The organism is Acidaminococcus sp. AM33-14BH, from assembly GCF_003603525.1.
Classification (GTDB): domain Bacteria; phylum Bacillota; class Negativicutes; order Acidaminococcales; family Acidaminococcaceae; genus Acidaminococcus; species Acidaminococcus intestini.
In genome coordinates this window covers 166,576-188,004 of the sequence record NZ_QTNG01000001.1, presented here as the reverse complement: position 1 = coordinate 188,004, position 21,429 = coordinate 166,576, and the positions used below count along the sequence as shown (strand labels likewise).

At 47.2% G+C, this 21,429-nt stretch carries 16 protein-coding genes; 3 read left to right on the top strand and 13 right to left on the bottom strand.

Going from position 1 to position 21,429, the window contains the following annotated elements:
• Nucleotides 1–20 precede the first annotated feature (20 nt).
• Nucleotides 21–1,397, top strand: a complete 1,377-nt coding sequence (locus DW817_RS00915) for a phage replisome organizer N-terminal domain-containing protein (RefSeq protein ID WP_021736433.1) — start codon at nt 21–23, stop codon at nt 1,395–1,397.
• A 453-nt stretch (nt 1,398–1,850) separates the two neighbouring features.
• On the opposite strand, the gene DW817_RS00910 is transcribed toward DW817_RS00915, so the two are convergent.
• The 8 genes from DW817_RS00910 to DW817_RS00875 all read right to left on the bottom strand — a co-directional run bounded on the left by DW817_RS00910 (nt 1,851) and on the right by DW817_RS00875 (nt 13,249).
• Complete coding sequence (locus DW817_RS00910) at nt 1,851–5,171, bottom strand: DEAD/DEAH box helicase family protein (protein WP_120110657.1); 3,321 nt, start codon at nt 5,169–5,171, stop codon at nt 1,851–1,853.
• Nucleotides 5,172–5,211: 40 nt separating this feature from the next.
• Entirely contained in the window at nt 5,212–7,224 is a 2,013-nt protein-coding gene (locus DW817_RS00905; protein WP_120110413.1) for an Eco57I restriction-modification methylase domain-containing protein, read from the bottom strand.
• 801 nt (nt 7,225–8,025) lie between these two features.
• Nucleotides 8,026–9,252 carry a CaiB/BaiF CoA-transferase family protein gene (locus DW817_RS00900; protein ID WP_009015603.1) on the bottom strand — a complete coding sequence of 409 codons (1,227 nt, stop codon included), beginning with the start codon at nt 9,250–9,252 and terminating at the stop codon, nt 8,026–8,028.
• 74 nt (nt 9,253–9,326) lie between these two features.
• On the bottom strand, nt 9,327–9,872 hold the full coding sequence (locus tag DW817_RS00895; protein WP_009015604.1) for a 2-oxoacid:acceptor oxidoreductase family protein: 546 nt from the start codon (nt 9,870–9,872) through the stop codon (nt 9,327–9,329).
• Nucleotides 9,872–10,612, bottom strand: coding sequence for a thiamine pyrophosphate-dependent enzyme (locus tag DW817_RS00890; RefSeq protein ID WP_009015605.1), 741 nt, complete (start codon nt 10,610–10,612; stop codon nt 9,872–9,874). Before DW817_RS00890 ends, DW817_RS00895 begins: the two co-directional genes overlap by 1 nt.
• A gap of 12 nt (nt 10,613–10,624) precedes the next feature.
• Nucleotides 10,625–11,680, bottom strand: coding sequence for a 3-methyl-2-oxobutanoate dehydrogenase subunit VorB (gene vorB / locus DW817_RS00885; protein ID WP_009015606.1), 1,056 nt, complete (start codon nt 11,678–11,680; stop codon nt 10,625–10,627).
• A 16-nt stretch (nt 11,681–11,696) separates the two neighbouring features.
• Complete coding sequence (locus DW817_RS00880; protein ID WP_016459687.1) at nt 11,697–11,897, bottom strand: ferredoxin family protein; 201 nt, start codon at nt 11,895–11,897, stop codon at nt 11,697–11,699.
• Between the two features lie 23 nt (nt 11,898–11,920).
• Nucleotides 11,921–13,249 carry a YjiH family protein gene (locus tag DW817_RS00875; RefSeq protein WP_009015608.1) on the bottom strand — a complete coding sequence of 443 codons (1,329 nt, stop codon included), beginning with the start codon at nt 13,247–13,249 and terminating at the stop codon, nt 11,921–11,923.
• A gap of 194 nt (nt 13,250–13,443) precedes the next feature.
• Here DW817_RS00875 and DW817_RS00870 point away from each other — a divergent pair, with 194 nt between their 5' ends.
• Together DW817_RS00870 and DW817_RS00865 are read left to right on the top strand one after the other, a co-directional pair.
• Nucleotides 13,444–14,235: an IclR family transcriptional regulator gene (locus DW817_RS00870; RefSeq protein ID WP_014128239.1), complete on the top strand. Its 792-nt coding sequence runs from the start codon at nt 13,444–13,446 to the stop codon at nt 14,233–14,235.
• 173 nt (nt 14,236–14,408) lie between these two features.
• On the top strand, nt 14,409–15,668 hold the full coding sequence (locus DW817_RS00865; RefSeq protein ID WP_243634028.1) for a YjiH family protein: 1,260 nt from the start codon (nt 14,409–14,411) through the stop codon (nt 15,666–15,668).
• A 78-nt stretch (nt 15,669–15,746) separates the two neighbouring features.
• Here DW817_RS00865 and DW817_RS00860 read toward each other — a convergent pair whose 3' ends face one another.
• The 5 genes from DW817_RS00860 to DW817_RS00840 form a co-directional block, all read right to left on the bottom strand.
• Nucleotides 15,747–16,340, bottom strand: a complete 594-nt coding sequence (locus tag DW817_RS00860) for a DUF6803 family protein (RefSeq protein WP_120110405.1) — start codon at nt 16,338–16,340, stop codon at nt 15,747–15,749.
• A gap of 14 nt (nt 16,341–16,354) precedes the next feature.
• Nucleotides 16,355–17,461, bottom strand: coding sequence for a lactate oxidase (locus DW817_RS00855; protein ID WP_021736451.1), 1,107 nt, complete (start codon nt 17,459–17,461; stop codon nt 16,355–16,357).
• A gap of 264 nt (nt 17,462–17,725) precedes the next feature.
• Nucleotides 17,726–18,985 carry a peptidase T gene (gene pepT, locus DW817_RS00850; RefSeq protein WP_120110401.1) on the bottom strand — a complete coding sequence of 420 codons (1,260 nt, stop codon included), beginning with the start codon at nt 18,983–18,985 and terminating at the stop codon, nt 17,726–17,728.
• A gap of 98 nt (nt 18,986–19,083) precedes the next feature.
• Nucleotides 19,084–20,640: an AbgT family transporter gene (locus DW817_RS00845; RefSeq protein WP_009016224.1), complete on the bottom strand. Its 1,557-nt coding sequence runs from the start codon at nt 20,638–20,640 to the stop codon at nt 19,084–19,086.
• 187 nt (nt 20,641–20,827) lie between these two features.
• A complete protein-coding gene (locus tag DW817_RS00840; protein WP_009016225.1) occupies nt 20,828–21,157 on the bottom strand; it encodes a DUF3870 domain-containing protein in 330 nt (109 codons plus the stop codon).
• Nucleotides 21,158–21,429 lie beyond the last annotated feature (272 nt).

The window sequence follows — 21,429 nt, the reverse complement described above, 5'->3', positions numbered from 1 at the left end:
CAAAGAAGGGAACTTTCACCATGACAAATCTAAAATCTCTGATTGAATTATTAAACGACGACAGCATGAAAATGATTACGCCCCTCATGGCGGACAGACAATACACATACAACATGCTTTGGCTGCGTCTTCTTACGCTTGCAGCCGAACTCGATAAAAACGGCGAAATTTCCGCCCCAAATGGTGCGCCCTTTGATAAGGATATCCTCCTGCAGAAACTGCACCTTTCCGATGGAACATTTAAAATCATGGAAGGCATCCGCTACTTTGATCATTGCGGTCTTCTAAAGTGCAATCATGGCGTTATTCGCATCAAAAATTGGAAACACTATCTTGCAATCGGCGGAACCATTAAAAACGCGTCTAAAGAGGAAAAAGGCCTGTCTAATGACGCCATTCGTCAGCGTCGTTGCCGTTTAAACAAAAAACTACGAGAAGAAAAACTGCGCTGCGAGCAAGAGGAAAAAACAAAAAAAGAAGCTAAGAAATCTTCTCAAACCAAAAATGAAATTCAAGAAATTTATGTATCAGGGACAGAAGTGCTCCCTCAAGGATACAAAAATATCCGTGACATAAATGAAAAAATACAAGGCAAAGAAGAATCTTTTGTCACGGATTTCCAGCAGGTAAACGTGACATGTCACGATTTTGAAGAAAATGAGGGTGTGACATGTCACAATAAAAGTGACCGTGACATAACCGTGACATATGAGGAAGATGCAGATTCTATGCGGGTTACAACGGATTCGGATAAAAATGCGTTAACCGTGACATCCACTCAAAAAGAAGCCTCGCGCGCGAATATAGACTATTCATCTTTATATTTACATAAACATAATAAAAACAACAAAACATGTTTTTCTAAACAAGTAACGTCTGTAAATGTAGAACAGGGGAAAAAGCAAACGAGTGATCATGACTTTTTTGTGCCGCCGCTTGAACTGGAAATTTGTGAAGCAACACCTTCCCAAAAAAATATGAAAAGGGCAGATCATCTCTTCGCTGTGTTCGGGGAAGAAGTAAAAGAAACGGGACTTAATGGAAAAGCGAAAAAGGTCGATTCTCCCGAAGAAAAAGCACAAAAAGATGGCCTTCGTAAAACACTCATTGAGGAGCTCGGTATGAATGCCGCCATTGCCAATGCAGTTTTGCGCAAGTGGAACACGGAAACAATCAAAGGCGCTATGCGCGTCATGAGTAAATACATGCCTTATGGGCAAATTCGTAATGAGTCCGCCTATCTTATTGGGCTTTTGAAAAAAGGCGTCGGTGAACCGCCAAAGGGAACCAGATACTCCTGTCCCAATGGCTGCGAGGACGGATACATTCTAGACAGAAAAAATGGCAGAGCAACGCCATGCAGTATATGCCACGGAAAAAGAAAGCGAATCGGTTGATGAGGCACGCATATGTGTCGGCATTTTCTCGAAAGTCCCCCCATAAGATTGTCTTGCAGCCTCATTACATGCGGAAAATGGAGCTTACATTTCCTATGGCTGCTCTTGCCCGTCCCATAGCACCTCCCTGATTTTTCCAGCCCCTTATGCATGGCGTGGGGCTTTTAGCCTGTCCCAATTCCTCTTTAACTAACCGCTAAGGCGGCAGAACCCATTGTTTCCTACAATAGGTTCTGCCGCCTTAAGGAGAAAGCTCCAGAGGACCTTTTTCATCTCGAATTCGTTCTTAGCCTCCCTTATTATTTTGATGACAGATCACGCTATTTCAGGGGAGACCTTCCTTTATTTTGCATGGATTATTTATACCCTACAAAGAAACATATTACGCTTAAAACGGGAAATTTTCCCCACATTAAACATGTCCTCACCCCTTTTGGGTGAGGACACATACTTTTACTTCAAATTAAACGACTCTCGGCACAGTTCTTCCAGCGTGCCATCTTTCGATGCTTCCGCAGCATCGGCTTGGACAAAATTCTTCGTTTCCAATTTCAGCGTTTCATCAAACCCAAGGATATAGTTGGTTGCAATGAGATAGATGATGCGCGTCGGCGCCATGCCATAGACCTGTTTGCGTAGGATATGCTCGATGCGCGCTTTATCGTCCGGATAGAGCTGCTTCATCTTCGGCGACCGGAAAAGTCGCTTTACAATTTCTGTAATGAAAAGACCGGACTTCATGTAAAGATCCGCAAAAGTTTTATTTGGATCATCAAAGCATCCGGGATTTTCTTTTTCCAGGCGGTCTACCATGTCCTGCACGACCTTTTTGGGCGTAAAGATCTGGTTCGTCTTTTGTGGCGGAATGTAATCAAAAATATCTTCATTCTTACTTTCGTCGAAGTAGTTGGCAAGTTCCTTTTTCTTCTTCAGGAATTCCTGGATGGAGTCATTGAAAACGACTTCGTTAAACAAATGTCCTTCAAAGTGTTCTAATTTACCGGTAGCTTCACTGATTCGCTCTCCGCCATCACGGAGATAACGGAAGTCTTCTTCCGGCATGCCCGTTACTTCTTTAAATACATCATCTTCCGTGTAATCATCAAAATTGGCAAGGGTTAAGTCTTCATCACCGTAAGCCATGACAAAGCTTGGAATACTGCGGCAGAATCCCCTCAGCCGAGCTCTTGACCAATCTTCAGAATCAGATTTTTTCTCTTCGGCCTTTAATTTTTCCATCTGTTCAACCACATTTTTCTGATTTTCTTTAAATATGGTTTCTGTTGCAGACTTTAAGGAGTCACCAGCACTGGCCACAAGTTCATCCAGCGTATTATGGTAGTCATTACTCGCTGATTCTATCTCTTCAGACGTTGTGCTTTCTGCTTTGCGCTTTTCAAACTCAGCGTTTGCAATGGCAATTTTCTGATGAGTATCCGTTTTAATACGCTCAATTTCTCGAGAAATATGCTCATTGACCGCCTTTTCGACCTGTTTCGCCGCTCTCGGTTTGAGCTGATAATTTTTGTTTGCTACATCGATGACTTCCTTCTTGATCTGCTTTTGCACCGCATCCTGCACTTTATGGAACGTATTTTCGATGTGGAAAGGATCTTTGCTGAGACCGCTCGTTACTTCTTCCACCGCTTCCGGAGCTGCATAGATCTTATTTCCAAAAAGTTCATTGCTCTTTCCGATAACAATTTCCTCCGGAACAACAACATTTCCCGTATCGTCAAGAGAAATATCTTCGGCAGGATCCAGAGCGGCCCTTTCCTTTTTCGGATTTTCCTCTTTGGCCGGCGTCAGTTTTTCCAAGATTTCCCGAACTGTGCCCGGCGCACCAAAGACATTGCTGATATTTTGAAAAAGGAAGTTAGACATGAAACCACGGCGCACAACTTCGAGGCTCTTAAGCCGCCTCGGAATGGTAAGGACAGCAGCAGCGTCAAGTTCGACCATCTTTCCTTCTGCATCTTCACCAAGGACAGGGAAGAAATTAAGAAGTTTTTGAATATTTTCTTTGCGCTCTTCCGCCGTTCCGCCCCCATTGGTCGTACTGGAAAGAAGGTTATTGGCAAATTCGTCAAAAATGATAAGCGTACGAGCCGGATCAAAGTCAAAGATATAAGCTCGTTCCTTACGGAACTGTTCTGCCCCCACCCGAATCATGCAGGGATTTTGCGCGCGGAACGCAGCCTGCATATAACTTGAAGGGCTCTTCAGGTTGCACAGCATAAGAACGCCTGACCATTCCGGGATGGTCACGCCGACCGTAAGCTGCCCCACAGAGAGGGTAATCGTCTTTTCGTGCTCCGCAATGGCTTTTTTCACGCGGTCAAAGGCTTTTTCTGTTTCCTCATCTTCTGAAAGTTTGCCATCACCGGCAGCGACGATAATTTCATATTCGCCAAAGATATCCTTGAACTCATCACTCTTCATCATACGGGCAAGAGCCTTGCAGCTGTCGACGCGGTTCAGCATCCAAAGGGTATGAGCCAGTTCCTTGCGCAGTGTCGTCGTAGAGAAAGGATATTTTTCATTGGATGTAAGAGAGCGAAGAAATTTCTTGACCTCTTCTTCGTGAACAAAGTGTGTACTCTCCCCCGTTCCTTTCGTGAGGAAAAATTCATTGAGGTCAAAGGCGTAATCGACGGCACCATCCTCATTTTCAAGGTCAACGCCTCGTTCAAGTTTTTCCTGGATCATACCAGAAATCTGGTACGTGTACATGGAAAGCTGCGGCAAAACTTCATAGGGATTATAGTCATCGCTTTGCCAGGATGCTTTTCGTTCCTGCTCATCCGCATAGGACCAGTTATAAATCTGTTCTTCTGAAAACTGTCCGGAAGCAAGAGCCTTAAACGGCGTGCCTGATAGATAAAGCGTATGTTTTCGGCTGATATTTTCAAAGGCATGTTCCGTACGGATTGTATCAATGCCTTCCTGTGCCTCGTCAATGACAAGAAGGTCGAAATCGATGCCATGATGCGTTATACCCTTTAAGTCATTATAGGATTTGGCCATCCATTCGAGCTTCTGGTAGTTACCACCAAAATAAACGGACCCTTTTAACCCTTGGAGGGATTCAAAGGCAACCATACCATGGGATTTTCCTTCCGGAAGGCGGCTTTCCGCGTCAAGATAAGCTTCCCGCGTATAGACTCCCTTCTTGCCTTTGAGAGCATCCGTATCCGAAACGAAGCGAAGCTTTCCGCGCCAACCGATGAATTTATTAAAGTCTTCTGCCCAGGAGTTTGCAATGGCCGGCCGATTTGTAACGATGAGGACCTTTTGGAATCCCATCTGCCGAATCAAATCATAGCAAGTAAGAGTCTTCCCAAAACGAGGTTTTGCATTCCAAAGGAATTCCGTCCCCCCTTTTTCGAAATAGGCCTTGGTCTTTGCTACGGCATCCTGCTGTTCCTGACGCAGTTCGTAGGTGCTGCCCTGCTGCGTTGGCTCATCCTTGCGGCTTGCAAATTGTCCAAAATACAGATAGGAAGTTGCCGCATCCGTATGGAACCACTCCGTCTTAGGACGCCGTTCAATGCTCTTCTGGACTTCCAGATATTGATGGAAATCATGGTCCGTAAAGGATTTTCCTGAACCATCTTTATATAGGGCATTATCCTGCCATTCTACCGTATAAGGGATGGAGGCCGTGTGCGTCTGCTGATTGATTCGTTGCTCTACAGTTTGCTTTTCCGTGTAACCAATCTTGATCCAACCCTCGTTTGACGTGACAGTCGGCGTCGTATAGGCATAAATCATGGGAACAACTCGTTCAAAGGATCTAATTTGAGGCGTCACGTCACTTCATCTCCTTTACATGGCTTTCGATGAATTCGATCTCCGTTTCGTCAAGTCCGTATTTCTGATAAAGCTGCAAATCGATGTCATGAATAGACTGAGACCAGTCGATATCGGAAGAAGGAGTAAAGTCTTGCATGGGAACATATTTCCAAACAGGCTTGTTTCCATTCTGCGTAACTTTTAAAATCCCCAATAAGGTTCTTAAAAATTTGGTAGAAATATATTTGCTCAAATTTTCAGCTTCTTTTTGAGTTTTAAAGTTCCCGATACTTATAAAAGTTTCAGTACTTCCACAGTAAGGCCCTTCAACTAGAGGTTTTGAAAGGGTTTCTCCAAAAGATCCATCGCCGTTAGCTTGGGAAATAAGTATTTTGTATGACTCTAAATTTTCAACATCATTTAGATATTCTCGCTTAATATATTTATAAATTCTCTTATTCTCAGAACGCCCTACAATCTTTACATACTTAGAGCCATCAGAAGGACACTCGTCATAGAAGACCTCAGGAATTCGGTCAAATATGTTGGAGGATACATCATATGCATGACCTTTACTTAATTTCCCAATTGCATTTGGAAAATCAAGGTGCATTTTGTCATTCATTCTGTAAGCGGTTCTTGAATAGACAATATCCATAAGAGACACAAAATCTTTAGAATTTAGAACTTTATGCACAACTGAATTAACGGTCTCATACTTCACAAAAATTTTTATAGCGCCAAAATCTTTTGTCTCATCATGATAAGTTATTGCGATACCACCTTTGATAGGTGTTGAAAGACCGGGAAATATTTTGCTGCTTTCGGCCTCATACCGCAAGACTTTTAGATGAGGATCATTAAGCATTTTTTCATTCCAATTCTTTTTAGTGCTACCAGCATTAAACAAGAATCTGGCAGGATGAATAAGTTCTACTTTACTTGAAATCTTGTATGTTTCATCCATAAAGAAGTTATAGATTGGAGGAGCAAAATTCTTTTTCGATTCAGCAGTGTCTTCTGAATTTTGTTGTCCTTGATACGGAGGATTTCCAATTACAAAATCAAACAACTTCTTTCCCATGGTCTTTTCCTTCACCTTCCTGAATAGAACTGAGAGTTTGGAACGCCAATTGTATGTAACAGCCGGTATCGCAACGGCTTCTTCCATCTTTCGCTCTGCTTCCTCCCAATCAGAGGAGAAAAGCTCGCCGAACGTCATTTGGTGAAACTCTTCGTAGGGTTTTCCTGTTGGCACGATATCTTTAAGGCCATCCATTTGCCAGATGTTCCAGGCAATGCGGTTTGCGATTTTCCGAAGCAGTTTTCCGGGCGGGATCTCGCCCCACCGCTCCTTGTAATAATCGATGAACGTAAGGTACAGATTGACGCGGGCAATAAGGACGTTATCGCCTTGATATTCATACCCATAAGATGCATCAAGGGCTCGCACGGCCCATTTGACCCATTCTTCGCGGGTTTGTGTATTTTCATTCACAACGCGGAGTTTCCGGTCCACAATGCCAATACGGCGGTTCAGGGGTTCGATCCTTTCACCCGTCGACGCATCATAACGAGAGCAAAGATATGGGGCTTCCCCACAAGTGATTTCAAGCCGTCTTGAATCAACATAGCACTGCCACCGTTTCCGTTTGGGAAGCTCAATCTTTCCTTCCGTAGGAACCCACGAATGGTCCTCCTGAGGCGTATTGAAAACGTTCTTGCGATGAAACCAGTCTTCATCACAGACGTTATTCATTTCGTTGCAGACCCAAGCCGGCGTAAAGACCTCTGCCTTTTTGCGCGTCCGCTGGGCCTGATCTTCCATACTTTTTCGGATGCGGGGACGAATGACGTCTGCATGCTGGAGCAGCAGGGTCCGGTCGATTTGGTCCGTATCCTGGAAGCCATTTCCAAAGGACGCATACGTGTCCGTGGCCCAAATGATATTCTTTTTTGTGGATTTATTTTGAAGCAGTTTGTCCAGTACGGGAAGTACAGGGTAACTTGCCACATCAATCAGTCTTTCCACGTAATTTATCCTCCTCAGCTACAGGGAAATAGCATACCGATTCTGCATATTGTGCGGGGGACCACAATCCAAGGGTGATGCCATAAAATCATGATCGTAAGAACCACCAAAATAGGTAAAAACCACTGTATGCACCCTTCACACCAGTCTCTATTATACATGTTTCTTTAGCAATATGCAGTAGAATAAATGGGACAGGATTGAGATAAAAAATAAGCAGGGGAAAGACTGTGCGGCCGGCCCCAAACCGCCCTACGGGAGGGGGCCGAATTGATTCGCCCGAAAACATGTTTCTCGGACTTCCGCTTCGCTCCAAAAGCGGCCTTCGAAACCTGGGCGAATATTCCTCACTCCCGTTCGTGTGGAGACGTTGCCCCCAAAAACGGGGGGCCTCATCCACCACCATCAAGGAGGTCATAAAATGACCCACTTGAGGGTCCCCCGCCTTGGTAAGGCGGAGCGGCATTCGCCGCCTTGAGACAGGTACCCTGACGGAAAAACCTCAAAGGGGGTTGTCAGGCTTACATTTCTTATCACGAAGGGAAGGAAGATGATTGCGCACGGCAATCCATTTATCGTGAGGGTGACAGACTAAGCTATTTCGTTCTTATCCCCGTTGACCAAACTAAAGAAAACTATGAGCGTCCAGCCCCATTTCTTCCGCACATCATCCATGCCTAGTCGTTTAGCCATAACTCTTCCTGATGGGTCCTCTTAACCGCTTAAATACACAAAAATCCCGCAGCCATCACATAGCTGCGGGAGACTTTTTCCGTTTGTACTGACGAGGGCAAGGCCACGCTAACGGACCACGTTCGCCTCGGTCAATGCCTTGATTTCTTCTTTCGAATATCCCATCTCTTTCAGGATTTCCTCTGTATTATCCCCAATTCCGCGAGTCGGTTTGTAAGTGCGGCATGCATATCGGCTAAACGCCAACGGCGGGGTTGGCATCATGACCGTTGTATGTCCCTTATCCGGGAACTCCACAGGAACCATATAGCGATTTTCTATCGCCTGCCTATCTTGGCTGACTTCCTGCGATTCCATCATGATTTCACAGGAAATGCTGTGCTCACTTAGATATTCACGCCACTGCTTACTGGTACGCGTCAAGAAAATCCGGTTGCAGCGTTCCGTTATCTCTACAATGGAACCGGTGCGCTGCAAGGTCTCCACATCCTTGTAGCGCGGGTCATCGATGATATCCTCCAGTCCCAGAAGTTTTGCAAATTTTTCTTTGTCTTTTATATATTCATTGCAGTAGATTCCAATCCAGCGGCCATCCTTACAACGATAGGTCTGACTAAAGGGGTCACACGGGCGAAGTGGATCTGGGTTCAGGTGTTTTCTTTCAAATTGGGTCTGGACAACACCGATAGCGTTGCACCAGATTCCATTAGCAAAAAGGGATGTCATGACTTTTGTTCCCTTTCCCGTCTTTTCTTTTGCATATAGAGCCATCAAGATTCCTGAAAGAAAGACAGAACTTGTTGCCATATCCCCGAAAGCATACGTGGGGACAAAAGGAAATGAATCTTTGGTCTGCCAATCAGCAACAGCGCCGGCACGAAGCCAAAAAGCCGTGATGTCAAACCCTGGGTTTTGGGCAGCCGGGCCTTTGGGACCATAGCCTGAAAAATGGGCATAGATAAGGGCCGGAAACATGTCCTTCAAGGTTTCATAATCCAATCCATTACGTCGGAGCGATTGTTCTCGAATATTTGTGATGAATACATCTGCATGGCTAAGCAGATCCAGAAGGATGGTCTTCCCCTTTTCTTTTTTCAGGTCAAGGGAAAGAAATTTTTTATTGCTGTTGTGGATGGTAAAAAGAGGATTCAAGTCATCTTCGTAAGGCACAAATTCATGAACGCCCCCCGAACGCATCACGTCTCCCTGCAAGGCCTCCACCTTAATAACTTCAGCCCCATAGGCACAAAGCATGCGTGCACAAGTGGGAGCGGCTACAACAGTTGCAAGTTCTACGACCTTGATTCCTGATAGTGGCAAAGTTTTCGGTTCCATACGCGTAAGCTCCATTCATCCTTAAGATGAGGAGTCCCTCTGCCCGGGCTGGGTATATGGCACTCCTCTACGGGTCATTCCATTTGTTTTTTAGCAGCTTCAACGCCTCGGTCAAAGCATACCCCATTTTTAGGATTATTTTTCCCTTTCTTTGCAAAGAAATGATCGACGGCCCCCCTCATATACGCTACATCAAAATGGTGTGATGCATAGGACAAAGCACCCAGCATAACGATATTGGTTCCCTTCGGATTGTCCAATTCATTGGCAATATCACTAGCGGGAACTTTGATGACAGTCACGTCATGACGGAACTTCCGTTCCGGTCGCACAAGACTACTGTTGACCAAAAGGATACCGCCTGGTTTGATCTGACTTTCAAATTTATCAATGGCCGCGTCGTTCAGCGTGTATAAGATGTCAATGTCATGGCAGTAGGGACTGGGGATTTCTTTATCATCCATCTTGATGTTGCAGTTTGCTGTACCGCCACGCATTTCTGAACCATAGGAAGGATACCAGGTCACATGTTTTCCCTCTTCCATGCCGGCATCGGCAAGGATCATACCTGCAACGAGGACGCCCTGACCACCAAATCCAGAGCAAATGATTTCTACCATCAGACTGCACCTCCTTTATCGATGAACTCACCCGTCGGATACGTTGCGCTCTGTTTCGATTTGATGAAGTCCATAGCGGCAACAGGTGTCATATGCCAGTTCGTAGGACAAGGGCTGAGCACTTCGACAAGGCAGAACCCTTCTCCATTCATTTGTTTTTGCAGAGCTTTCTTAATCATCTTTCCGGTCTTCATGATATCAGCCGGCGTATCCAAGGCGCCCCGAGCCATATAAGCGATATCAAGTCCGCCAAGGATTTTTGTGATATCAATAGGGTTCCCATCTTTTTTTACTGTTCTGCCATGAGGAGAAGAAGTTGTCTTCATGTTGACAATGGAAGTCGGCGACATCTGCCCACCTGTCATTCCAAATACACTGTTATTTACCACGAGGGCTAGGATGTTTTCATTGCGAAGAGCGCAATGAAGGGTGCTTTCAATCCCGATACTATAGGCCGATCCGTCACCAGGATGAGCTACAACAATGGCATCGGGACGAACTCGTTTCAATCCAGCCGCCGCAATGATGGGTCGGCCATGAGCACTCATGATGGTATTATATTTCAGTGCGAATTGAGCAAATTCACCGCAGGCTACGTCCTCGACGGTAAGCATACGGTCTTCGATTCCCAGTGCTTCCGCCGCTTCAGCCAAAAGCCGTACGATGATTCCATGTCCACATCCAGGGCACCAGCTCGCCTGCTGCGTCATATCGATTCCATTAGGAATTTTGCATTCCATGAAAATCCCTCCTTACAATCTTTTCAGCATATCCCGTACTTTGGAAAGAATTTTCTTTTCTTCTGGTACATTCGAAAACTCCCCATAATATTCCACAGGTCGGCTATTTCCGCAGGCAAGGATCACATCGTCCTTCATCTGTCCCAAGATGCTCATTTCGATATCAAGGAACGCTTTGACTTGGGGTCCCAGTGCTTCAAATGCCTTTTTAGGGAAAGGCCACAGCGTGATGGGTCGAATGAGACCAAGGCGAAGACCTTCCTCACGGCCTTGATAAACGGCTGCTTTAGCGACACGGGAACTGATGCCATAAGCAACAAGGACAATCTCTGCATCGTCTGTCATGACCGATTCCCAACGCTGCTCATGTTTTTCCATCTCGGCATATTTACTGCACAGATAATCTACATATTCTTCTGCTCCGATATCCCAATAACGATTCCAGACAATCCGCTGTTTTTCTCCCTTTCTGCGAGGTCTGATGACCCAATCATACTGATTGATATCATGTTCTTTCATAGCTGGGAGTTCAACTGGTTCCACCATCTGTCCAATCGCCGCATCTGATGCCACGAGAACAGGATGGCGGTATTTTTCAGCAAGATCAAAGGAGATATAAGCAAGGTCAGCATTTTCTTGTACGCTCGATGGAGCAAGGACAATGGTATGGTAATCTCCATGCCCACCGCCACGGGTAAGCTGCCAGTAATCCCCCTGCCCTTGGAAAATATCCCCCAATCCTGAGCCAATCCTCATCACATCGGCAATGACAGCGGGAATATCACCACTGCATAGATAAGAGATACCTTCCTGTTTCAGTGAGAAACCAGGACCCGAAGAGGTCGTCAAGGCGCGAGCCCCCCCTGATGCTGCACCAAAGACCATATTGATTCCAGCAATTTCTGATTCGGTTTGAATAAACTGACCACCGACTTCTTCCATACGCCAAGATAAATATTCCAGGATTTCAGTTTGTGGGGTAATTGGATAACCGCTAAAGAAACGGCAGCCAGCCCGCAAACAGGATTCGGCAAACGCTTCATTTCCTTTCATCAATACTTTCGACATATTTCCTTCCCCCTCTTTAATTCGTGATTTCGATGCAATAATCGGGGCACATCCTATAACAGGAACCGCAGCCAATACATTTTTCTTCGTCTAAATGAACAATTTCATAGCCTTTCTCACCCAGTTCCGTGGATGGTGTGAGCGCTTGCTTCGGACAGACGCTGACACACAGGAAACAGCCTTTGCAGCGCGTATAATCCACACTTATTTTGCTCATTCTTTTCCCTTCTTTCATATTATTCAGAAAATTATTGTACTTATCAAGACAACAAAGGGGAGTGCAATCACGGTTCGTTCAATAAAGATCAGCGCGACATGCCCCATGTTCTTGACAAGTTTGGTGGAAATAAGCAGGGCCCCGATTTCACTCATGTAGATCAATTCGAGGATACTCATGGTACCGACAATAAACTTTGTTTGAGGTGACGCAACAGCTTTCCCCAGGATAATGGGAAGATAGTTATCAGCAAAACCGGAAATGATAGCTGGAGCCGCTGTATAGGCTTCGGGAACGCCTGTCAGATCCATAAACCAACCAATCGGATACGATAGATAAGTCAGGATAGGCGTATAAGTGCATAAAATCAGAGCCACCATCCCATAGCACATGACGATTGGTTGAAGAGATACAACATAGCTGACCATGGATGAAATTTTATCAGTAAAGTTTTTTATGCCCGCAGTTTCTGCACGTTCACAGGCCAGCACCGTAGCTCTTGTCAGGCGAGATCCATCAATGGCCCGATATTCCTTTCTTTCGACGCCTGGTTTATAACTTTCTGGATACAGGCTCAAAGGAGGAATCCGAACCGTAGCAATCGCCAAGATAATGCCAACCACAACGATGGTCAGATAGAAGTAGGAAAAATAATCCATTACACCTAAGACGTTTGCTACGAGGGAACACCACCCAATACTGGAAACAGCAAAGCAAGCTGCTACCGTAGCCGCTTCTTTCACAGTAAAATATCCCTCGTCAAAAAACTGCTTAGCTGCCATTGCACCGGCTGAAACAGGTCCCAACCAAGCACTGATGATGGAAACAGAGGCCATTTCCGTAACTTTGAAAAGGGGTTTCATGATAAAACCGATGATGGTTCCCAAAAATTCCATAAGACCAAATTCCAGGATGAAGGTCTGAAACAGAATCATAGGTGGAATGAGGATGGAAAGTTGCGTTGCGAGCGGCAGCATCGTTCCTCCGGTATCGATGGATGTCATAAATTCAGGGCCAAGCGTAAAACACGAACACACGGCAAAAACAGCACCCAGCAATCTTACAAAAGCCTCAAACTTTGTGCAGGAAAAGAGGCTTCTGCACATAGGATGATCCTCAATCCACTTTGGTTTGGCTAGCACATCAATCCAAGCGATGAAGGCGCTTAGTACGATGATGGTGGTCATAAGAATCTCGAGCGGATGCCCCATCCAGGAAACAAACTTCTTCAAGTAGTAAAAAGTGAACGTATCCACATTTTTACCAAAGTTTAACGGAATAACAACTAAGAAAAGACCGAGCAGTGTACCAACCACAAACTTCAATAAATTTTTCAGCGATACCGTATCCATGTTCCACCTGCTTTCTTACTCGTCTTGTTAGGAAGGGGATTCAGCTTGACAAATAAAGATGACTGTACTAGAATCAAATTATGAAACGCGTTTCTCTTTTTTTAAAATAGCATGTTCAATTATCCTTGTCAAGTTCCCTTTCCTTTTTTCGAAAAGAGAAAAGAATCGGTTCATCATAAGAAATGGAGTCTACTATGAATACATCTGAACCCAAAGAACCCTCTTTCATCACCATTCTTGGCCGAGCCTTCACAATCATGGAGGAACTCCTAAAAAGTGACAAGCCGCTCGGCGTTTCCGAATTGGCACGCTTAACGGGCATTCCAAAAGCAAATACATTTAGAATCATGAAGACTCTGGAAGAATTAAAAGCTGTCAGTCCCAAAGAAGACGGCTACATTCTAGGAAGTAAAATGATCGAGCTGGGCGCTGGAGCCAAACATAATGATGAATTTATGTTGGTTGCCAAACCTTACCTCCAAAAATTATCAAAGACTTGTGAGGAAACAGTCAATCTTGGAATCATGTTTCAGGATTATGTACTTTTTATCCACACGGAACTTGCAGAGCAGCGCTCCCTAGTGGCTTCCCTGCCTCCCGTTACACCACTTTACTGTTGCTCAGTTGGAAAAATCTTCCTTGCCTATCAGACAAATAAAGAATTGGAGCACTATTTTAAAGTTCACCACCCCATTAAACGAACAATCAATACACGAACTACAAAGGAAGCTCTCCTTCAGGAAAGTGAGAAGATTCGCCGTGACGGCATTGCTCATGATCATGAGGAATATGACTATGGGCTTTCCTGCATTGCTGCTCCTATCTTCCTCGGAGAAAATCTAGCCGCAGGAATCAGTCTTTCCGGTCCGACCAGCCGACTCCAATATAAGGGATATGCTTTCCTCGAAAAGGAACTTAAAGCAACAGCAGAAGCCCTTTCAAAGGAAGCAACCCTCAAAAAGGTTGTTTTGCCCGACCTTAGCTAAGAACAGCGTTCTTATCAGCTCATCACCGTGATGAATAAAAGAGAGGTGGCATAATCGTGGATTCTGTTCAGAAAGATTCTTCCCATTTACGTAAATCTTCCTTCTTGCGATTTTTTGTTCCATCCTTTATGGGGCTGTTTCTCTTCCTGTTTCCCGTTTGGGTTGATGGGAATATGAACATTCCACTTGGGCTCATTTCCAATGCCATCGCTCAATGGATTCATCCTTTTTCCAATGCAATTCTCATGATCTGCGTAGGAATCTCTGCAATTTTTTCATGGATTTGCACTATCTGGAGACCTAATTGGTCACGCACGAATAGTCTATGGAATGAGCTTTTTTACGTTTCCCATCCTTATCTTTTTATTCGGACGATAGGCGCTGTCATCACGATTCTCGTGGCCACCCAAACCGGTCCTGATTGGCTTATTTCTGAAGAAACAGGCGGATCCATCATCCAGCTTATGGGGATTCTCATTGCCTGGTTCTTAGCAGCCTCTTTTTTGATTCCTCTGCTTACAGAATATGGAATCATGGATTTTACTGGAACCTTGCTGAGAAATATATTGAAGCCGCTTTTCCACTTGCCAGGGCGAGCCGCCATCGATCTTCTAGCCTCTTGGGTTGGTAACTGCAACGTAGGGGTTGTCCTCACAACAAAGCAATATGAATCTGGATACTATACAGACCGTGAAGCCATCTTGATTGCCAGTTGTTTTTCCGCGACTTCCCTCCCCTTCTGCCTTGTCATTGCGGCTATTATGGGCGTTGACCAATACTTTATCCAACTATACTTTATTCTCAGTTTGGTTGGAACCCTGTCCGCTATGATCATGAGCCGTATCTGGCCTCTTGAAGGGAAATGGAAGGACGAGTACTATCCTCCTGTCGGCCGTAAAGTCCAGGAAGTTCATCCGGCGGGAATCAGCCGCTCCCGCTGGGCACTTCATCAGGCTATAAAAAGAGCTGAAAAAGGGCCCACCTTCTTCCAGCTGGTTTCAAATGGAATACAGCTATTCCTCAATATCATTTTCACACTGGTACCAGTTACCATGTGCATCGGAACACTGGCCTGCTGTCTGTCATCCTATACTCCACTCTTCCAATGGATTGCCCTGCCGTTTCAGTGGTATTTCAAACTCTGTGGTCTGAAAGAATATGCAGCCGCAGCTCCCGGGGCTGTTGTCGGTTTTGTTGATATGTTCATTCCTGCCATGATCTGTGCAGGAATCACTTCCATGAAGACACGGTTTGTCATCTGTATCCTTTCTTTAGTCCAAATCATTTATATGACAGAAGTCGGTTCCATTATGCTAAATTCCAAGTTGCCCATAACCATCATGGATCTTGCTATCATTTTTCTTGAAAAAACAATCATTGCCATTCCCATGATTGTTTTCTTCACTGATTTATTTGTAAAATTTCAAGAATAATGAGTTTTTTTGATAAAATTTGTCAAATATTAAATAAACCCCTTCCGCTTAGACCGGAAGGGGTTTTATGCTGACCCGTCAGGGATTTTGCCCGCAGCCGTAAGAGCCGTTCATGGGGTCCTGTTGGGGGCCGCCCTGCCGCGCGCCGTCCATCATGGCGCCATGCTGGAAAGCGGGATTCATCTGCATGTCTTGATGCATGGGAGCAGAAACTTCATAGCCGCCAAGACGGGGATCGACCATGCCAAAGACCATGGCAACATGGGTGAAAAAGACAAAGAGCAGCAGGATGAAGATATGGCATTTGGCATTTTTCTTGGCGTCCGGGCCGTTACCAATAAAGCCGAGCTCCGTGAAAAGAAGCAGGAAGGCGGGGATGATGCCAAGGACATAGGCCCAGACCGCGATAAGGTCGATGGGGCCCCGCCACTCAATGGTGGGGATGTAGCGCGTAACTAGGTAGAGGGCGGCCACGATGAAATAGAGGCTAAAGAAGAGACCGCCTCGATGGGAGAGGGTCTGCCATTTTTCCCTTTCTTTGCCGCTTCCTAAAAGGCTGAAGGCTTCCGCCATAAAAATGGTTTCGATGAAAACCACGGGGACAGCCATAAAGAGAATCAAAAACCAGGGGGAATGAAGACTTAAAAGCTCCATGTAATGGGTCATGACCATGAGAATGGCTCCTTTCACACAAGAGGCGCTGCTTTATGCAGCAAAGGGGTACGCTTGATGGCTTCGATGTCTTTGGTGCCCGCTAGCTGCATGACAATGGACAGTTCATGATTGATCTGGTCAAAGACGGATTTGACGCCTTCGGCGCCGCCGAGGTTCAATCCGTAGATCAGGGGGCGTCCCAGAGCCACGAGATCGGCGCCGCTTGCAAGGGCTTTGAAGACGTGGCTGCCGCGGCGGACTCCGCTGTCAAAGACGATGGGAACGCGGCGCCTAACCACGGACGCTATGCTCGGAAGGACCGTAATGGAAGCAGGCCCCCCATTGAGCTGCCGCCCGCCATGGTTAGAGACCCAAATGCCATCAGCACCGGCCTTGATGGCAGCCTCCGCGTCTTCTGGCGACTGGATGCCTTTGACGAGGACGGGCAGCCCAGAGAGGGTCTTGATCTTATCAATATCGGAAGGAACAAAGTCCGCTTTTGCCGCGGCGTAAATCTCGGCAATGCCTTTGCCGACCCCGTCTTGGGAAGAATAGGCGGCAAGGTTTGGCATGGGCAGCGGGAACTGGAAGTGATTGCGCACGTCCTCTTCACGGTAGCCGCCCAGGGTCGAATCCACAGTGAGGATGATGGCTTTGACGCCTGCCTTGACGGCTTTTTTGACGAGATAAGCGTTAAACCCATCGTCCTTACTCATATAGAGCTGGAAAAACTGCGGGGCGCCGGGCGCGGCGGCAGCGACATCCCTTAGGTCCGTGCTGCCGTAGGTGCTTAAGGAAAACAGGGACCCTGCCGCGGCCGTTCCGATGGCCGTATCGATTTCCCCTTTGACATGAGCCAGACCGTGGGCGGCCGATGGGGCCTCGATCACAGGGGTCTTGAGGGAAATCCCAAAAATCGAAGTACTAAGGTCAGCCCCACTCAGTCCCTGGAGGACCCGAGGGATGATCTGCAGGTCATCAAAGGCCCTCGTATTTTCGCGCAGCGTCCATTCATCCTCGGATCCGCCGCGGATATACCCAAAGGCGCCCCGTTCCATGTTCGCTTTGACCCGTTCTTCCAAGGAAGGTAGGTTCAGGATGTCAATCGGGTGTTCTTCCATACTTGTATAATACGTCATGATGGCGTGCCTCCTTGCTTGTAAGCATATAATAGAATTCCTAGGAAAATCCTTCGTTATAATACCCCTATTAGGTATATGAGTCAATAAGGGATCTCTCTGTTTGCAAATTCTTCACAGGTTTTTCCCTATTTTGTATGTTTTTTTAACAAGAAGGTGCATGGATTCATGCTATGCTGGAACGGGCTGCCCTTAAGGATTCCCTTTTATCTATAAAAAAAGAACCGCGGGGAAAAAGGCATTTCCTCACGGTCCTTTGCGTTATCAGGCGTTTTTCACAATGAGTTCCAGGAGTTTCATGGTCATTTCATAGCTTTTTACAAAGGAGCTGACGGGCAGGAACTCAAAACGGGAATGGAAGTTCATGCCGCCCGTAAAGTAGTTCGGAGTCATGATTTTTTGCGTTGAAATGTAGGATCCATCGGTCCCGCCGCGCATGGCGATGGTCTTTGGCGTTATCCCCAGTTCCTTCATGGCGTCGTAGATATAATCGATGGCTTTATGGTTCTCGTCCGTAACAGCGTCGGCGATATTGCCGTAGACGTCGACTAGTTCCAGTTCGACCCGGGCCCGCGGTTCCATTTTCTTAAGGCGCTCGACATTTTCCCGGATAAGGGCCTTGCGCGCTTCATAGCGGGTCTTGTCATGGTCGCGGATATTGAGGGTCACAACGGCGGTGGACTGGTTGGACTGGACGGCCTGACACCAGATATAGCCTTCCTTGCCTTCCGTGCATTCCGGAGTTTCCTTACGGTCAAAGAGGTTAATGAAGTCGACGGCCAATAGGGTCGGGTTGACGAGGACGCCTTTGGCACTCATGGGATGGGCGCTGACGCCGTGAATGGTTACTTTGCCGCTGCCGGCGTTAAAGGTCTCGTAGACGACTTCCCCGAGTTCGCAGCAGTCGATGGTATAGGCAAAGTCGACAGGAAAACGGCTGAAGTCGATATGCTTTGACCCAAATAGGCCCACTTCCTCATCAGGTACAAAGGCGACATAGATATCGCCGTGATAAAGGGATGGATCACTGGTCAAGGTCTCAAGGGCGGTGACTACGTTTGTGACGGCGGCTTTGTTGTCACTGCCAAGGACGCTCGTGCCATCGGTCACAATGAGGTCATCCCCCTGATAGCGCAGGAGTTCTGGATGGTCCTTGGTGGTCATGACGATCTGTTGATCTGCGTTCAGGACGAGGTCTTTCCCGTCGTAGTTTTTGACCATGTGGGGATGGACCACAGGCGAAAGGTTGACGTCCACCGTATCAAGGTGCGTGCAAAAGCCCACGGCAGGGACCTTTTTGGTGAACCCTGCAGGCAGATGGGCCGGCAGGCGAGCTGTAAGGACGCCGTATTCACTCAGGTGGATGTCCTCAAGGCCCAGGCTTTCCAGGTCCTTTTGGACGGCCCGCGCCATGTCCCACTGTCCCTCCGTGCTGGGGACCTTCGTGCCCCCATTGGCGCAGCTTTGGGAAGGGATGGCGACATAGTCATAAAAGCGATTGACAAGTGTTTCACGAATTTCCATCTATGATTGCCTCCTTAGGTCGATAGAGTGATAGGAATCATTATATTTTCATAACCGCCCCCCAATCGGCGCGATTTGTGCGCCGAGTAAACTAACCGTTACATGGGTCTCGGGTAAATGTAAGCCCCTTGGAACCCAAGCGGAATACCGAGGAACCAGAAGACATAAAGCAGGACGGTGAGCGTGACAAGAAGGGCGATGGTATAGGGCAGCATAAGGCTTGACAAGGTCCCTACCCCGGTCTTCTTATAGTATTTTTGGCAGTAGATGATGATCAGCGGATAAAAGGCAAACATAGGCGTGCAGACGTTGACGGCCGAGTCCGAAATCCGGAAGGCGACCTGCGTCAGTTCCGGCGCGATGCCGACGCTCATGAGCATGGGGACAAAAATCGGGGCCAGGATGGACCATTTGGCCGATGCCGACGTAATGAGCAGGTTCAAGATGGCAACAAAGACGATGATGCCAAAGACGGTGATCTGCGGCGGCAGGGCCAAGGATTTCAGGAATTCCGCTCCCGCAATGGCAATGAGGGCCCCCAGGTTTGAAGCCCCAAAGGCATACATGAACTGGGCGGCAAAGAAATAAAAGACGATGAGCTGGACGAGGGTATGCGTGATTTCTTCCATGGAGTGGGTAAAATCCTTACTGGACCGGAAGGTCCCGCTCATGATGCCATAGACAATGCCCGGGATGGCACACAAGAGGAAGATGATAGCCACGATGGACTGCATCACAGGGGCCTTGAAGCTGGCAATGTTGCCAGCAGGGTCACGGAAGAGGGAATTTTCCGGGATCAGGGCAGCAAAAAGACCCACCAGCAGGAAGATGAGCACGCAAGAAGCCACGGCAAAGGAACGGTTTTCCTGGGGCGTGATGGGCTTCATGGCGTCTTCGGAAGCATCGATATCCGCGTCAAGGGGGCAGGCCTTGCGGCACCACGGTTCGGTGACATGTTCCGTCACCCACCAGCAAACAAGGATGATGGGGAAGGTGGCGGCAAAGGCAAAGAAATAATTGCACAGGACGTTCACTTCATAAGAAGGGTCAATGAGCTGAGCCGCCATCTGGGTGAAGCCCTGAATGACGGGATCAATGGCAGAAGGCGTGTAGTTTGCCGCAAACGCGCCGGCAATCCCGGCAAAGGAAGCGGCTACGCCGGCAAGGGGGTGTTTTCCCGAAGCGTAGAAAAGGTAGGCCGCAATCGGGATGATAATCATATACCCGCTGTCCGGCGCCAAATGGCTCAGCATACCGACAACGATCACGATGGGCGTCATGAGAAAACGCGGCGTCACGGAAAGGATCTTTTTAAGGCCTGTATTGATATACCCCGAGCCCTGGGCAATGCCGATGCCAAGCGTGGCAACGATGACCATGCCAAGGGGCGGAAAACCGGCAAAGTTTGAAACCATCTTGGTCATCAGGGTAACAAGGCTCTTTGGGGCAAGCATGTTTGTGACCATGATTTCTTTCCCTGTCGTAGGATGGATATAACCAAAATGGAACTGGGACAAGAACGCGGATAAGATGCACGTAATAAAAAATGCCGCGATAAAGAGCATGGTAATGTCGGGGATGCGGTTGCCGGCGCGCTCGATGAAACCGAGGAAGCCGCCGACTTGTTCCTGAGCGGGCTGTTGAGGCTGACTCATGAGGACTCCTCCTTTTCTTGGTGCAGATGGGTCAAAAGGATATAGGGACAGGCAGTAAACGAACTTTGATGGACCTCCTTTCTGTAGTGGCGGGACCACGGCGCCAGACGGGAAAAAGACAGCCTCCCAGCAAGGGGGCAAAAGGGAAAGCCTATCCCGCGCCGCCCCCCATGGGCCGCGGGCAAGGTCAGCTCCTGGGATAGGCCATAAGGAAGCGATTCTGCGCGTCCTTCAAGGCTGCCACAACGGCTTTTTGGGATAGGGCCAGAAAACGCTTTTTGAGCAGATCCGTAATGAGGTCCGTATCGGTCACGAGGTTCTTGCCTTCTATGATCTGGCGCAGGAAATCAATGGTATCACTCATGATCATATTGGCGCTGCAGTTGATGATGGTTCCCGTTTTTACATCCACGACGAGGCTCAAGGTAAAGGTGCCGTACATGGCGTTGATGGCATCTTCCTTGGAAACCCGAGCGACGCCGGTCACAAAGACAGAATCTGGTGGATAGGTTTTCATGATGGATTCCTTTCAAGGCCGTTATTTTCTGATTATTGGTGCAAAAATAGGACTACGCGGCTGTATACCTTCATCCTACACCCGAGAAAAAGGCGTGTCAAACAAATATCTTGCTTTTCTGAAAAATCTATGGTACAGTTACATCAGTAATGAATAACTTCATCATTCCTTAGTTATGTGGAAGCAGTTACCCTGCCATCCGTCCGTAAGTAAGGCCTGAATCGCGGCGTCCCGCCCTTTCAGGCCTTTTTTTGTGCAATTGCCGAGGAGGA